This is a genomic window from Pseudomonas sp. GCEP-101, from assembly GCF_025133575.1.
Lineage (GTDB): Bacteria > Pseudomonadota > Gammaproteobacteria > Pseudomonadales > Pseudomonadaceae > Pseudomonas > Pseudomonas nitroreducens_B.
In genome coordinates, this window is sequence record NZ_CP104011.1 from 3,884,173 (window position 1) to 3,899,977 (window position 15,805).

Consider the following 15,805-nt stretch of genomic DNA (forward strand, 5'->3'; position numbering starts at 1 on the left):
GTGGAATATTTCCACAAGATGTGTGGAATATTACCACTCCCCGCGAAGGGTGGAATAATTCAACATGGCTTTTTTAGACTAATATGGAATCAACACAGGAAAGAGTTCGTGTTTTTATGTCTAAGCTAGGCCACCGTGAGGTAGGCCTTGCCACCGGCATAAAGGAGGAACGGTGCAAAACCATTCGGTACGACAAGAGGGCAAACCTCCGTACCAATGAGCTCGACCTCATTGCAGAGCATTACCCTCAGTACTCTCTATGGTTGCGCACGGGCAGGGTCGACCCAGCCAATGGGGAAATTAGCCCTGAATACGATGAGGCAGATCGAAACTTGGTCGGACAAAACGCGGGATAGAGATAACTCAAGCGGTTGCTAGGCGTTGGTTTGCCCGAGAAAAATCCGCCAGGGAGACCTGAGGCACAGGGAGATAGCATTTCTGAGGCAGATGAGGGTAGGGATTGGCTAAAAATTAAAATCGATATTCCTAATTTTCAGTATTTTCTTATAGATGCCAATTCTCGTCAGAACATGGTTTTGCAGGTTTGGTTTAAATTTCTACGGCCATTTTTCGTAAATTCTAGCGTAAATGCGCGCAAGCATGTGGCTTAAAGGTTGTCAATATGATTATAAATAATCTCAGTAATCCGGCTTGACTACGCTAGAGCTTGGAACGTGCAAGATACTTATAGATGTACTATCTCCATCATGCGTCTGGTAACTCACAGAGTAATTATGGTTCGTGGTAATCCGGTTTTTGTATTCCTGATTCTGCCCAGTATTCTTCTACTGAAGAATAACCTGCGGGTGGATGAATCCATCCGCGCTCTTCGGGTGTGTAAGCAAAGTCAACGTAATGATCCGGCTCTACGGGTTGGGGCGTAACCTTCCCCAGATAGCTATAGAAGAGGTGATTGATTGAGCATTCGTACACGTTACCGCGAAGCTCACTCCATCGTGCGTCATCATCGTATTCCTCTTCAATCAAATGCTCGCAAATCCAGCCAAAAACTTCGATCTCAGCATCATCAATAGATCTATCAGTTAAGGAGAAATGCTCCTTGGTAAAGTACTGCTGCGAGTCAAGATTTGGACCAAGTTCTACATAGCAGTCATGCACGATTTCGAGTATGAGGATAAAAAATTTGCGGCATGATGCAAGAATGTCTGAACTTGGAACAGGTTGCCGTGACTCAGTCGATCGGAATTCATATCTGGCTGTGTCACGATAAAATATACCGCTCTTGACTGGATATTGACCTCCATGGAGGTGTGCGTTACGTAGGTCCAGGAAGAACTTGGCCATAGAGCTTTGTTTAAGCGACTCACGGTGTTTCGAGTACCACTCTTCGAATCCTTCGACATGTTTGAACTGCTGTAGAGCAAGCGTTGACGTTCTTGACGAAGCCAAAAATGCGCTTAGATAGCATTGAAACTCGAACATATTGCTACCTGCTCTGGCCATCTTTCCGAGAAAGAATTCAGTCTCGGCTACTTTTTGCTCTACCACATCAAAGTCATGATCCATTTTCTATCCCTGATACAACTTGAGTATGAGTAATCCTGTAAGTGGTTGGAGTGGTTATAGCTGTGTGTATTTTGGCCTGCCGAGAGATTCTCGGCAGGCTGATTTCATTAGATTAGGTAATGTTCGAAATTATATCCTCAATGCCAGATCTTTTGGGGCTCGCATCCAGGTACTCTTGATATGCGCGCCGAGCATTGGTAATCATGCCTCGATATGTAAATGACTGCATGTCATTGTTTCTAAGATCCTGGAGCGGGTCACCATATGTTGTCTTAGGCATTTCTTCAGTAACAAAGAAAACATCTATCGGAGGTAAGCGGCCATAGAAAGAGCAAACGTCTGGATGTTTTTCTAAATATTGAGTTACCGCTGCTTTATATTTCTTACCTTGCTTGATTAAGTCGTCAACATCTACTGCTTTTAATCCGGGGCGCTTAAGCTCAACAATAATGTGTCGTCCCGATGAAGTCCGGTAAGCGATATCAATTCGCGCGCCTGTTTCGGCAGCAGGGGCTACTTCGAGAAGTTCCTTCGTTAGGGTCTGCTCCATGACCTTGCTCTCACCAACGGGGCCCCAGGTAGGGTCAAGCAGCCATAGATGGTCAAAAAGATATTTTTGGGCAACCTTCTCTAGAGACCCAGGGTCAACAATCTCTTTCTCAAATTTCTCGATTACCTGTAGCCTGGATCGAGTGATTTCATGGTAGTGAGTAGCTTCTACATCATCCAAGCTATTAAAAAGTCTTTGGAATTCAACAGAAAGCACATCGGTTACACGCTCCAGCTTATCTAGTTGCTTGCGGATGCGTAGTTTTTCGAACCCAACGATTGCGCTCTTTACAAGATCACGCTTAATTTCTTTATTTTTGTTTTCGTCATTTGAGTGCTCTGTTGAGAGGATCGGACCAATGAGCCTCTGCGCTAGTTTCTTATCGCGAGAATCCGCAAGAGAAGCATACCAGGCTTCCAGTGCTAATCTGGTTCTCTCGTCGTCACTTTCTGGATTCTGTTGGCGGCGCCACTCGTCCCACTGGTCCGCAATTTCATCAAGAGTATTTTTCAGCCAATTACGAACAGCTGTTACTAGCGGATCCCCCGTTTTTACTGCCTCACGGTTTGCTGTCGCACGGTCAGTTCCGTCAGCATCAAGAAAGTCTGCATGCACCTCCCCAACTATATAACTATTAAAAACCTTGGCATTGCCAATGTCTTTTAGCATGTCTTCTTGAAATACTCGACCGTTAGCAAATAAGGAAATTTGGTTAATGTTGTCTTCGGTTTTTTTAAGGCTTTTAGGTTTTGCTACTGTTGCGATAAAGCCACGAAGCGTGTAGGCACGAGTGCCTACAATTACGGTGTTATTTACTCTTTTAATGCATTCATGACCGTCTTCGTCGGTCGCTATATTTTTGAGTAAGGGTTTCTGTGCTTCGCGGGTGTCGTCGTCAAGATCCCACCAGAACTGAATGTCCGAATGATAGCCTCGATCTTGCGTGGTAATTTCAGTTTCGCCAATCACGACTTTAAAATCGTGGATTCCGCCTAGAACACTAAAACGTCTCGCAATCCGAGGGCGGAGAAAAGCTTCAGTCTTATCTGTCCCCGCTGTCAACTTTGACAGAACAATTCGAGTGCCAGTTGAAGTGTTCCAGTTATAATTTGTGCTTAGCTTCTCTAATTGATATTCCTTGTCATCCTTGATGTCTTCCTTAAGTTGCTCGACATTTATACGAGCGGAAACCGGATCATTTCCATCCTTTTTTGACCAGATGTCGATCTGATTGGCTAGGGAGAACATTGCAAGCTTTCCAATCCCTTTTCGCCCCATTACCGGACGGCCCTTGGTATCGCTCCGGTTGCCTTTTCCCTGGTCCCGACGAGCATAACCAACTCGTAAAAATCGAGCTTGTAACTCATCATCACCCATCCCGTGGCCATTATCTTGAACGATGATACGGTCATCCAAGATTTCAACGCTGACTTCGGTGGCGTCAGCATCCCAGGCGTTGGCTACGATTTCTGTGACGACAGCGGGGGTACTGCTGTAAAGCCCGATTCCAAGGTGATTAAGAACGTTTAAGTCGATTTCGATCTTATATTTACTTTTCTCAGTATTTTTTGCTATAGCATCCATTGCTCTGACGCCTATTCAGTTGCTGTTTGAACCTATTGCATGGTTGCATGGTCGCTTAAAGAATGCAGCACCAAAATGCCATCATGCAAGAAGATTTGAGAGTTAGCCGCAGGATGCGGGCTGTGCGGCGAGAGCATACGACACCTGAGTTAGTCGTGAGGAGAGTCCTCCATGCGGCAGGATGGAGGTTTCGCCTCCATAAGCGTTCCTTGCCAGGAAGCCCAGATATAGTGCTCCGTAAGCATGGGGTAGCCATATTTGTTCACGGATGTTTTTGGCATCGACACCCAGAATGTCGCTACGCCTCAATACCTAAGACGCGGCAAGAATATTGGCTGCCTAAATTTGCTGCGAACGTTGAGAGGGACGCTAGGAAAAAGGTCGAACTTGAGGAGCTCGGATGGAAGGTGCTGGTGGTGTGGGAATGCGAAACAAGGAATTTAGCCGCTCTGGAGGAGCGGCTGAGGAGGGAGATCAGCTAGCACTCTTGGAGTGTTTTATCTCTTCAAGATGGCGTTGAAGGCTGAGGCCAATAATTTCACCAAGGCGAACAGGAACAGCGTTTCCAATCATGCGACCGACAGCTTTAAACGTTATCTGCTCGGGCGGCATAAACTTATAATTGTCTGGGAAGGATTGAAGTGTAGCGGCTTCGCGTAGTGAAATGGCTCGGTTCTGAGTTTTGTCGTAATGTCCAAAACGACCATTGCCAAAACCAAAACAGAGAGTTGTCATGGTCGGGCTAGGCTCGTCGCCACGCATCCGACCGTACACACTTGAGAAGGTTTGCCCACTGGCTTTGCGATGGCAAGCGGCCCTTAATGACTCCGGCCAGTCATGCCAAGTCCCGCCTGGCTTCGAGATCATGATGCGTTTCAGATTCGTTGAGCTGAGAGTCGCTGCGCGATGAAGCGGGTCCTGGGGATGGCACTCGCCCGCTGCAATTTTTGGAAGATGACCAATTGCTTCTTGGACAGTAACCGGTTTGCCAGCGTGAGTTTTGGGAATCATCGAAATAGGGCCAAACTTCGATGCAAGGAGTACGTGACGTCGGCGATGTTGAGGAAGTCCGTAATCAATGCAACGAATGGTATCAGCCCAAATGTGGTAATTCTCGCGCTTCAAGCCTTCCACGAAATCAAGATAGACCTTGTGCTTGGTCACGTCTGGCACGTTCTCCATAGTGACGAGCTCAGGCTTGATGTCTTTTATGAGTCTTTCAAACGAGTATAAGAGTGGCCATTTGACGTCTGTGCTGGTGTCACGGCCATGATTGTATGTCGAGAACGGCTGGCATGGCGCGCAGCCGGCGAGCAGCTTGATTCTCTCGGGGCGGTACCAAGCAGCAACGTTCTGGGATTCAACTAGTGCGACGCTCTCTGCTACGAATTTAGCTCCGTTGTTTTCACGGTAAGCGTACTCACAGTTGAGATCAATGTCGTAGCCGGCGCGAACGCTGATACCGGTCTTGAGCAGGCCTGCGGTGAGCCCGCCAGCACCACAGAAAAGGTCAACGGCGTCAATGTCATGCATGGGTATAGCCTCCTAGCGGAGGCCATTCTATCCGGTTCCGGACAAAAGATCGAGCACGAGTACTGAAAATTTATACATGCTTTTTGGCTGCCTCTAGGGTGGCCTTGAGCTCCTCAAGGCTTAGCCAATGTCTAGTGGCGTGCACGATGCGGTGGCAGTTCGCACATAGCAGAGCGAGGTCGTCAAGGTGGGTCTTCTCACCTGGCTGCAAGGAGTGGAGTGGTCTGACATGGTGAACGTCAATTATGCCAGTGCCCGCTTTTCCGTACTGTTTCTGGAAATCGAACTCACAGGCTTCGCAGGCAAGCTTCCCGTGCTTGGCTAGGGCTTGCTTCTTCTTGCGCTCAACGAGCTTCCGGCTGCGTTCGCGGACACGATGCAGGCGTGTGAGAACTTTTCCCTCTACTGCTTCATGAATCTCGGGCTCGTCTGCGCCTTGTAAAGGATGATCGAGCTGGTCGTCCATATCGACCACGCTGCGAATTCCCCTGACCACAGCAGCTAACTTCTCTGGCGACGATGCGAATTCGTTCCAGACCACTCCCTCGTCTTGGTTTCCTTTCCAAAGCCCAGTCTTTCCGTCCTTGGTAAAGGCTGGATCCCAGCGGCGGAAGTTGCCTAGCTTCATGGCGACACCATTCGGGTTTCGAAAGCTAGCCGAGGAGCCGACGCCAAAAGCTAACCCCATCTTGCCGAGGAACTGCGACAGATCTTTCACTTCCGCATGGTGCTTGGATGGCAGTGATTTGCGATGACGTAGGTATAGGTCTAAAGCGAGAATGAGCTCATCACGAGACCAAGATGGATTGGCTTGAGAGCTGCTTGAGCGAGATTGGTCGCTATGAGCATCTTGGGGCATGGGGTCTGCACACAGGAAGATTGACTGCTCCGATAGTAGCAGTTTGCACTCGTCGGATATGGATCGGCGAGGTACGAAATGGATGCAAGAAGGTTGGACTTGGTGAATGCCTTATTGGGGAGGGGAGATGAGCTCATCATCTGCATGCGAGGCATCGCTTAGACGGGCGAAGTCGCGGCTGCTTCATGCGATCGCTATGGGGCGTTCTGAACGCTGGTGCTTCACGCTTTGGAGTCGGTTCATTCGCATGCGGGACCGCGGAGTCTGTCTGAATTGTGGAAGTTACCAGCAAGTCGAGGCGCATCATGTTTTTCGCAAAACTATATACCCGGCTGGCAGGTTTGAGCTCGGAAATGGGGTGGCACTTTGCAGAAAGTGCCACTGGTATCTCCATGAAAAATCCAATGGCAAGCCGGCGGAGGGAGAGCCGCTCAATGCTCAAGGGGGGGATGATCAGGACGAAATTGCATTTCTGTACGGGCTTCTCGTCAATGATGCGAATAAAAGCGGTCTGGATCAGGATGAGTTCTACTTCATTAGTGACGAAATGCTGGCGTTTTTCAATGGCTGGCAGGGATATGAGGCCTTTGCCGAATCCTCATCTATGAGTCAGGTCAGGAAGGCGCATGAGATCTGGAGGAATATGCCCAGTGGTTGGTACCGAAATGTAGCAGATGATCTCCTGCGAATTCTTATGATGGCCGACCTCTCAAGGGAGGGGGGAGCCTAGAGAGCGCTGCCTCACAAGTTTCCAGGGCGCGCAAAACGCGCTCTACAAGCCCCGGTATCACATTAGCGAGTGGTCTAGAATTTGCGATATTGTCTAGAGTTGCAAGTTCGGTTTTTCCATATGTATCAATAGCTTGAATTGATCTCATGCCCTGCATGGGGTGCAAGGGGTAGAGTGTTCGAATCACTCCGTCCCGACCAAATTTGAAAAGGCCGGTTCAGCAATGAACTGGCCTTTTTGCATTTGTGCAAATTACCTAGATCGATCGCCAACTCGGTGCTTCCCTCAGTGGCCTATCACCCTGCGCTGTCAGGAATGTTGGCAGCTCTCGTCGCGCGGTCCGGATTTCGCTTTGCCACTCGTGCGGTGCGGTCGCTATTCGAAGGGGGGGGCGCAAGATTATCGAGCCGGGAGGGCGAGCTTCTCTATAGAGGAGGGGAGGGGCGGTGAGTTTTGTCATCTTTCTGCAAAAAGTCGTTGACGGGCCTTTTAAACTCCCTATAATTCGCACCACTCCCAGCGACGAAGCGCTGAAAGGACTTGAAAATCAAGTACTTACAGAGGTTAGAAGTTGAGAGTGGTGATCAGGCAGGTGATTCACTTGTCGCTCTTCACTGGCTGCTCCGGCAGCGAGCTGAAAAGAAGGTCACCGAGGTGGTTGACAGCGACATTGATCGCTGTAGAATGCGCCTCCCGCTGATGAGAAGGTTTCCTTCGCTGAAGCACAAGCGATTGAGTAGAAAAGAAATTTTCGAAAAATAAAGCTTGACGAAAGATGAGGTTAGCGTAGAATACGCGCCTCGGTTGAGACGAAAGCCTCGGCCAAACGCTCTTTAACAAGTTGAATCAAGCAATTCGTGTGGGTGCTTGTGATGTAAGACTGATGATCGACTGATTATCAGCAACGCAAGTAACACTCGTGAATTCGAGAGTTTTAGCTCATTAAGTTGAGCATGCGATTGCTGAGCCAAGTTTAGGTTTTTCTCAAAACCCAAGCAGTATTGAACTGAAGAGTTTGATCATGGCTCAGATTGAACGCTGGCGGCAGGCCTAACACATGCAAGTCGAGCGGATGATGGGAGCTTGCTCCTGGATTCAGCGGCGGACGGGTGAGTAATGCCTAGGAATCTGCCTGGTAGTGGGGGACAACGTTTCGAAAGGAACGCTAATACCGCATACGTCCTACGGGAGAAAGCAGGGGACCTTCGGGCCTTGCGCTATCAGATGAGCCTAGGTCGGATTAGCTAGTTGGTGGGGTAAAGGCCTACCAAGGCGACGATCCGTAACTGGTCTGAGAGGATGATCAGTCACACTGGAACTGAGACACGGTCCAGACTCCTACGGGAGGCAGCAGTGGGGAATATTGGACAATGGGCGAAAGCCTGATCCAGCCATGCCGCGTGTGTGAAGAAGGTCTTCGGATTGTAAAGCACTTTAAGTTGGGAGGAAGGGCAGTAAGTTAATACCTTGCTGTTTTGACGTTACCAACAGAATAAGCACCGGCTAACTTCGTGCCAGCAGCCGCGGTAATACGAAGGGTGCAAGCGTTAATCGGAATTACTGGGCGTAAAGCGCGCGTAGGTGGTTTGGTAAGATGGATGTGAAATCCCCGGGCTCAACCTGGGAACTGCATCCATAACTGCCTGACTAGAGTACGGTAGAGGGTGGTGGAATTTCCTGTGTAGCGGTGAAATGCGTAGATATAGGAAGGAACACCAGTGGCGAAGGCGACCACCTGGACTGATACTGACACTGAGGTGCGAAAGCGTGGGGAGCAAACAGGATTAGATACCCTGGTAGTCCACGCCGTAAACGATGTCGACTAGCCGTTGGGATCCTTGAGATCTTAGTGGCGCAGCTAACGCGATAAGTCGACCGCCTGGGGAGTACGGCCGCAAGGTTAAAACTCAAATGAATTGACGGGGGCCCGCACAAGCGGTGGAGCATGTGGTTTAATTCGAAGCAACGCGAAGAACCTTACCTGGCCTTGACATGTCCGGAACCTTGCAGAGATGCGAGGGTGCCTTCGGGAATCGGAACACAGGTGCTGCATGGCTGTCGTCAGCTCGTGTCGTGAGATGTTGGGTTAAGTCCCGTAACGAGCGCAACCCTTGTCCTTAGTTACCAGCACCTCGGGTGGGCACTCTAAGGAGACTGCCGGTGACAAACCGGAGGAAGGTGGGGATGACGTCAAGTCATCATGGCCCTTACGGCCAGGGCTACACACGTGCTACAATGGTCGGTACAGAGGGTTGCCAAGCCGCGAGGTGGAGCTAATCCCATAAAACCGATCGTAGTCCGGATCGCAGTCTGCAACTCGACTGCGTGAAGTCGGAATCGCTAGTAATCGTGAATCAGAATGTCACGGTGAATACGTTCCCGGGCCTTGTACACACCGCCCGTCACACCATGGGAGTGGGTTGCTCCAGAAGTAGCTAGTCTAACCGCAAGGGGGACGGTTACCACGGAGTGATTCATGACTGGGGTGAAGTCGTAACAAGGTAGCCGTAGGGGAACCTGCGGCTGGATCACCTCCTTAATCGAAGATCTCAGCTTCTTCATAAGCTCCCACACGAATTGCTTGATTCACTGGTTAGACGATTGGGTCTGTAGCTCAGTTGGTTAGAGCGCACCCCTGATAAGGGTGAGGTCGGCAGTTCGAATCTGCCCAGACCCACCAATTGTTGTGGTGTGCTGCTGATCCGATAAGGGGCCATAGCTCAGCTGGGAGAGCGCCTGCTTTGCACGCAGGAGGTCAGGAGTTCGATCCTCCTTGGCTCCACCATTAATCGTCGAAAGCTCAGACATGAATGTTCAGGTTGAACGAACATTGATGTCTGGTCTTTGTGCCAGAACCGTTCTTTAAAAATTTGGGTATGTGATAGAAGTAGACTGAATAATCTCTTTCACTGGTGATTATTCAAGTCAAGGTAAAATTTGCGAGTTCAAGCGCGAATTTTCGGCGAATGTCGTCTTCACGTTCGAGACAATAACCAGATTGCTTGGGGTTATATGGTCAAGTGAAGAAGCGCATACGGTGGATGCCTTGGCAGTCAGAGGCGATGAAAGACGTGGTAGCCTGCGATAAGCTTCGGGGAGTCGGCAAACAGACTTTGATCCGGAGATCTCTGAATGGGGAAACCCACCCGAGATAACTCGGGTATCTTGCACTGAATACATAGGTGTAAGAGGCGAACCAGGGGAACTGAAACATCTAAGTACCCTGAGGAAAAGAAATCAACCGAGATTCCCTTAGTAGTGGCGAGCGAACGGGGACTAGCCCTTAAGCTTCTTTGAATCTAACAGAACGCTCTGGAAAGTGCGGCCATAGTGGGTGATAGCCCCGTATGTGAAAGGTTCTTTGAAGTGAAATCGAGTAGGACGGAGCACGAGAAACTTTGTCTGAATATGGGGGGACCATCCTCCAAGGCTAAATACTACTGACTGACCGATAGTGAACCAGTACCGTGAGGGAAAGGCGAAAAGAACCCCGGAGAGGGGAGTGAAATAGAACCTGAAACCGTATGCGTACAAGCAGTGGGAGCCTACTTTGTTAGGTGACTGCGTACCTTTTGTATAATGGGTCAGCGACTTATATTCAGTGGCGAGCTTAACCGTATAGGGAAGGCGTAGCGAAAGCGAGTCTTAATAGGGCGATTTAGTCGCTGGGTATAGACCCGAAACCGGGCGATCTATCCATGAGCAGGTTGAAGGTTAGGTAACACTGACTGGAGGACCGAACCCACTCCCGTTGAAAAGGTAGGGGATGACTTGTGGATCGGAGTGAAAGGCTAATCAAGCTCGGAGATAGCTGGTTCTCCTCGAAAGCTATTTAGGTAGCGCCTCACGTATCACTCCAGGGGGTAGAGCACTGTTTCGGCTAGGGGGTCATCCCGACTTACCAAACCGATGCAAACTCCGAATACCTGGAAGTGTCAGCGTGGGAGACACACGGCGGGTGCTAACGTCCGTCGTGAAAAGGGAAACAACCCAGACCGTCAGCTAAGGTCCCAAAGTTGTGGTTAAGTGGTAAACGATGTGGGAAGGCTTAGACAGCTAGGAGGTTGGCTTAGAAGCAGCCACCCTTTAAAGAAAGCGTAATAGCTCACTAGTCGAGTCGGCCTGCGCGGAAGATGTAACGGGGCTCAAACCACACACCGAAGCTACGGGTGCATCGCAAGATGCGCGGTAGAGGAGCGTTCTGTAAGCCTGTGAAGGTGAGTTGAGAAGCTTGCTGGAGGTATCAGAAGTGCGAATGCTGACATGAGTAACGACAATGGGAGTGAAAAACTCCCACGCCGAAAGACCAAGGGTTCCTGCGCAACGTTAATCGACGCAGGGTTAGTCGGTCCCTAAGGCGAGGCTGAAGAGCGTAGTCGATGGGAAACAGGTTAATATTCCTGTACTTCTAGTTACTGCGATGGAGGGACGGAGAAGGCTAGGCCAGCTTGGCGTTGGTTGTCCAAGTTTAAGGTGGTAGGCAGAGATCTTAGGTAAATCCGGGGTCTTAATGCCGAGAGCTGATGACGAGTCGTCTTTTAGATGATGAAGTGGTTGATGCCATGCTTCCAGGAAAAGCTTCTAAGCTTCAGGTAACTAGGAACCGTACCCCAAACCGACACAGGTGGTTGGGTAGAGAATACCAAGGCGCTTGAGAGAACTCGGGTGAAGGAACTAGGCAAAATGGCACCGTAACTTCGGGAGAAGGTGCGCCGGCGAGGGTGAAGTATTTACTACGTAAGCCCATGCCGGTCGAAGATACCAGGCCGCTGCGACTGTTTATTAAAAACACAGCACTCTGCAAACACGAAAGTGGACGTATAGGGTGTGACGCCTGCCCGGTGCCGGAAGGTTAATTGATGGGGTTAGCGAAAGCGAAGCTCTTGATCGAAGCCCCGGTAAACGGCGGCCGTAACTATAACGGTCCTAAGGTAGCGAAATTCCTTGTCGGGTAAGTTCCGACCTGCACGAATGGCGTAACGATGGCGGCGCTGTCTCCACCCGAGACTCAGTGAAATTGAAATCGCTGTGAAGATGCAGTGTATCCGCGGCTAGACGGAAAGACCCCGTGAACCTTTACTGTAGCTTTGCACTGGACTTTGAGCCTGCTTGTGTAGGATAGGTGGGAGGCTTTGAAGCGTGGACGCCAGTCTGCGTGGAGCCATCCTTGAAATACCACCCTGGCATGCTTGAGGTTCTAACTCTGGTCCGTTATCCGGATCGAGGACAGTGTATGGTGGGCAGTTTGACTGGGGCGGTCTCCTCCTAAAGAGTAACGGAGGAGTACGAAGGTGCGCTCAGACCGGTCGGAAATCGGTCGTAGAGTATAAAGGCAAAAGCGCGCTTGACTGCGAGACAGACACGTCGAGCAGGTACGAAAGTAGGTCTTAGTGATCCGGTGGTTCTGTATGGAAGGGCCATCGCTCAACGGATAAAAGGTACTCCGGGGATAACAGGCTGATACCGCCCAAGAGTTCATATCGACGGCGGTGTTTGGCACCTCGATGTCGGCTCATCACATCCTGGGGCTGAAGCCGGTCCCAAGGGTATGGCTGTTCGCCATTTAAAGTGGTACGCGAGCTGGGTTTAGAACGTCGTGAGACAGTTCGGTCCCTATCTGCCGTGGACGTTTGAGATTTGAGAGGGGCTGCTCCTAGTACGAGAGGACCGGAGTGGACGAACCTCTGGTGTTCCGGTTGTCACGCCAGTGGCATTGCCGGGTAGCTATGTTCGGAATAGATAACCGCTGAAAGCATCTAAGCGGGAAACTAGCCTCAAGATGAGATCTCACTGGGAACTTGATTCCCCTGAAGGGCCGTCGAAGACTACGACGTTGATAGGTCGGGTGTGTAAGCGCTGTGAGGCGTTGAGCTAACCGATACTAATTGCCCGTGAGGCTTGACCATATAACACCCAAACAATTTGCGTGTTGTACGGTGAAGACGTAACGAACCGAAAGTTCGTGTGAACCGCAAATACCTGTCACATACCCGAATTCGGATGAGCGTGCGCAATTGCCACAAGCGTCCTAAAGAATTGCTTGACGACCATAGAGCGTTGGAACCACCTGATCCCATCCCGAACTCAGTAGTGAAACGACGCATCGCCGATGGTAGTGTGGAGTTTCTCCATGTGAGAGTAGGTCATCGTCAAGCTCCTATCCCAAGACCCCTGGTCAGCATCGCTGGCCGGGGGTTTTGCTTATTAGTGTAAGCAACCCGATTTTGGATGAGCGCCACGGCGAGCATCCAACCGAATTGCTTGACGACCATAGAGCATTGGAACCACCTGATCCCATCCCGAACTCAGTAGTGAAACGATGCATCGCCGATGGTAGTGTGGAGTTTCTCCATGTGAGAGTAGGTCATCGTCAAGCTCCTAATTCCAAAGCCCCTGATCAGCGAAAGCTGGTCGGGGGTTTTGTTTTTTCGGGGCAGGGAAATGCGGGCACCCTACGTAGGGCGAGTAATCCGGGACGGGTTATCCGCCGCGATGGCGGATAGCGCTTGAGGTGTTATGCGTCCTGCGTCCGGCGCCTGCCGGGGAGCCATGACAGATGCGGTTCGCGGGCATGGCCCGCTCCTACAGGGGAGTGAGGGGCTTGGTCATGATGAGGGTGCGCTCTTCGCCGTGGAGTTGCTCTCGTACCACGTGATAGCCCAGGCGGGCGTAGAAGCTTTCGGCGGTGAGGGAAGAGGGGGCCAGCAGGGCCTCTATGCCGCGTTCCAGGGCGGCTTTCTCGATTCTGGCCATCAGCGCCTGGCCGATGCCTTTGCGCTGCTGCTGTGGCGCTATGAAGAGACTGCGCACGGCATTGCCATCCAGGGCGCCAGTGCCCGCGATCTCTTCGCCCAGTAGTGCGACGAATACCAGGCGTTGCTTCAGCAGTTCGAGCACCCGTTCAGGCGTGAAGTTCGCCACCACCGATTCGATGACGCTCAGCGGGTAGTCTTGTCCATTACTCTCCCTCACGGCCGCTACGATGATGCGGCTAATGGCCTTGGCGTCGTCGCTGTGGGCCTGTCTTATCAGCAAATCCATCGATGTACGCTCCCTGCTATCGCGTCTGCCCATCCTGACGGCAATAGCGGCGGGAAGGTAGAGCGGAATCGCAGGCAACAAAAAAGGCGCCCTGGGGCGCCTTTTTTGTTGGGATCACCGATCAGCCGTTGTGGCGTTTCAGGACCAGGGTGGCGTTGGTGCCGCCGAAGCCGAAGCTGTTGCTCATGACGGTGTCGATCTTCGCGTTTTCGCGGGTCTCGCGCAGGATCGGCAGGTCGGCGACTTCCGGGTCTAGCTCGTCGATGTTCGCGGAACCGGCAATGAAGTTGCCTTCCATCATCAGCAGGCAGTAGATCGCTTCGTGAACGCCGGCGGCGCCCAGCGAGTGGCCGGACAGGCTCTTGGTGGAGCTGATGGCCGGTGCCTTGTCGCCGAACACGGCGCGCACGCCACGAATTTCAGCGACGTCGCCGACCGGGGTGGAGGTGCCGTGGGTGTTCAGGTAGTCGATCGGGGTGTCGACGGTCGCCAGGGCCTGCTGCATGCAGCGGATGGCGCCTTCGCCGCTCGGGGCAACCATGTCGTAGCCATCGGAGGTCGCGCCGTAGCCGACGATTTCGGCGTAGATCTTGGCGCCACGCTTGAGGGCGTGTTCCAGCTCCTCGACGACGACCATGCCGCCGCCGCCGGCGATGACGAAACCGTCACGCTTGGCGTCGTAGGCGCGGGAGGCTTTCTCGGGGGTGTCGTTGTACTGGGTGGAGAGGGCGCCCATGGCGTCGAACAGGCAGCTCTGGCTCCAGTGTTCTTCCTCACCGCCGCCAGCGAAGACGACGTCCTGCTTGCCCAGCTGGATCTGCTCCATGGCCTGGCCGATGCAATGCGCGCTGGTGGCGCAGGCCGAGGAGATGGAGTAGTTCACGCCCTTGATCTGGAACGGGGTGGCCAGGCACGCGGAAACGGTGCTGCCCATGGTGCGCGTGACGCGGTATGGGCCGATGCGCTTGACGCCCTTCTCGCGCAGGGTGTCGATGGCTTCCATCTGGTTCAGGGTGGAAGCGCCGCCAGAGCCGGCGATCAGGCCGGTGCGCGGGTTGGAGATCTGCTCGGGGGTGAGGCCGGAGTCCTTGATCGCCTGTTCCATTGCCAGGTAGGCATAAGCGGCGGCGTCGCCCATGAAGCGGAAGACCTTGCGGTCGATCAGCTCTTCCAGGTTCAGGTTGACCGAACCGGAAACGTGGCTGCGCAGGCCCATCTCGGCGTAGCTGGGGTTGTGGCGGATGCCAGCACGGCCTGCACGCAGGTTGGCGGAGACGGTGTCTTTGTCATTGCCCAGGCAGGAAACGATGCCCAGACCGGTGATCACGACGCGACGCATGCGGGATACCCTTAGAAGCTGTCAGTGGAGGTGAACAGGCCGACGCGGAGGCCTTCGGCGCTGTAGATTTCGCGGCCATCGACGCTGACGCTGCCGTCGGCGATGGCCAGAACGAGCGATCGATTGATCGTACGCTTGATGTGAATGTTGTAGGTGACTTTCTTGGCGGTCGGCAGGACCTGGCCGAAGAACTTCACTTCGCCCGAACCCAGGGCGCGGCCGCGGCCGGGGTTGCCCTGCCAGCCGAGGTAGAAGCCCACCAGCTGCCACATGGCGTCAAGGCCCAGGCAGCCCGGCATGACGGGGTCGCCTTCGAAGTGGCAGGCGAAGAACCACAGGTCCGGGTTGATATCCAGCTCGGCGACCAGTTCGCCCTTGCCGTACTTGCCGCCGACATCACTGATGTGGGTGATGCGGTCGATCATCAGCATGTTCGGGGCGGGCAGTTGCGCATTACCCGGGCCGAAGAGCTCGCCGCGGCTGCAGCGCAACAGGTCTTCTCGGGTGAAGGCGTTTTGTTTGGTCATGCGAGCTCCTCAAAAATCCTGGATAGCAGGCGTTGTCTGGCTTCTGCCTGCGGCGCCGCTTCCGTTGTTCTTGTCACGGTGTCATGCGGCAGCCTAGTCATAGACTATTGCCTTT

Annotated in this window: 9 protein-coding genes, 2 tRNA genes and 4 rRNA genes; 8 read left to right on the plus strand and 7 right to left on the minus strand. The window is 52.4% G+C overall.

All coding sequences use genetic code 11. From position 1 onward, the window contains the following. Window positions 1-732 precede the first annotated feature (732 nt). Entirely contained in the window at window positions 733-1,527 is a 795-nt protein-coding gene (locus tag N0B71_RS17900) for a hypothetical protein (RefSeq protein WP_259754014.1), read from the minus strand. A 112-nt stretch (window positions 1,528-1,639) separates the two neighbouring features. Further along, on the minus strand, window positions 1,640-3,661 hold the full coding sequence (locus N0B71_RS17905; RefSeq protein ID WP_259754015.1) for a BbrUII/HgiDII family restriction enzyme: 2,022 nt from the start codon (window positions 3,659-3,661) through the stop codon (window positions 1,640-1,642). 113 nt (window positions 3,662-3,774) lie between these two features. Between N0B71_RS17905 and N0B71_RS17910 the strand changes: the two genes are divergently transcribed. Then, entirely contained in the window at window positions 3,775-4,143 is a 369-nt protein-coding gene (locus tag N0B71_RS17910) for a very short patch repair endonuclease (protein ID WP_442964683.1), read from the plus strand. Here the strand turns inward: N0B71_RS17910 and N0B71_RS17915 are convergent. Together N0B71_RS17915 and N0B71_RS17920 are read right to left on the minus strand one after the other, a co-directional pair. Further along, window positions 4,136-5,194 (minus strand): DNA cytosine methyltransferase, encoded by a 1,059-nt coding sequence (locus tag N0B71_RS17915; RefSeq protein WP_259754018.1) that lies wholly within the window; start codon window positions 5,192-5,194, stop codon window positions 4,136-4,138. The two genes, N0B71_RS17910 and N0B71_RS17915, sit on opposite strands and share 8 nt — an antisense overlap. 70 nt (window positions 5,195-5,264) lie before the next feature. After that, window positions 5,265-6,053, minus strand: a complete 789-nt coding sequence (locus tag N0B71_RS17920) for an HNH endonuclease (RefSeq protein WP_259754019.1) — start codon at window positions 6,051-6,053, stop codon at window positions 5,265-5,267. Window positions 6,054-6,411: 358 nt separating this feature from the next. Between N0B71_RS17920 and N0B71_RS17925 the strand changes: the two genes are divergently transcribed. The 7 genes from N0B71_RS17925 to rrf (N0B71_RS17955) all read left to right on the plus strand — a co-directional run bounded on the left by N0B71_RS17925 (window position 6,412) and on the right by rrf (N0B71_RS17955) (window position 13,159). After that, complete coding sequence (locus tag N0B71_RS17925) at window positions 6,412-6,783, plus strand: hypothetical protein (RefSeq protein WP_259754020.1); 372 nt, start codon at window positions 6,412-6,414, stop codon at window positions 6,781-6,783. Window positions 6,784-7,786: 1,003 nt separating this feature from the next. Further along, a 16S ribosomal RNA gene (locus tag N0B71_RS17930) occupies window positions 7,787-9,322 on the plus strand. A 64-nt stretch (window positions 9,323-9,386) separates the two neighbouring features. Continuing rightward, window positions 9,387-9,463: transfer RNA gene (locus N0B71_RS17935), tRNA-Ile, on the plus strand. Between the two features lie 29 nt (window positions 9,464-9,492). Beyond that, a tRNA-Ala gene (locus N0B71_RS17940) sits at window positions 9,493-9,568 on the plus strand. Between the two features lie 229 nt (window positions 9,569-9,797). Next, window positions 9,798-12,689: ribosomal RNA gene (locus tag N0B71_RS17945) — 23S ribosomal RNA — on the plus strand. Window positions 12,690-12,822: 133 nt separating this feature from the next. Next, window positions 12,823-12,938: ribosomal RNA gene (rrf, locus tag N0B71_RS17950) — 5S ribosomal RNA — on the plus strand. Window positions 12,939-13,043: 105 nt separating this feature from the next. Further along, a 5S ribosomal RNA gene (gene rrf, locus N0B71_RS17955) occupies window positions 13,044-13,159 on the plus strand. Together the 16S, 23S and 5S rRNA genes with 2 tRNA genes alongside form the textbook arrangement of a ribosomal RNA operon. Window positions 13,160-13,365: 206 nt before the next feature. Here rrf (N0B71_RS17955) and N0B71_RS17960 read toward each other — a convergent pair. From N0B71_RS17960 to fabA, 3 genes are all read right to left on the minus strand, one after another. Continuing rightward, window positions 13,366-13,824: a GNAT family N-acetyltransferase gene (locus N0B71_RS17960; protein ID WP_259754021.1), complete on the minus strand. Its 459-nt coding sequence runs from the start codon at window positions 13,822-13,824 to the stop codon at window positions 13,366-13,368. Window positions 13,825-13,945: 121 nt separating this feature from the next. Continuing rightward, window positions 13,946-15,163, minus strand: a complete 1,218-nt coding sequence (gene fabB, locus N0B71_RS17965; RefSeq protein ID WP_138525223.1) for a beta-ketoacyl-ACP synthase I — start codon at window positions 15,161-15,163, stop codon at window positions 13,946-13,948. Window positions 15,164-15,174: 11 nt separating this feature from the next. Beyond that, window positions 15,175-15,690 (minus strand): 3-hydroxyacyl-[acyl-carrier-protein] dehydratase FabA, encoded by a 516-nt coding sequence (gene fabA, locus N0B71_RS17970; protein ID WP_043250924.1) that lies wholly within the window; start codon window positions 15,688-15,690, stop codon window positions 15,175-15,177. Window positions 15,691-15,805: the final 115 nt, after the last annotated feature.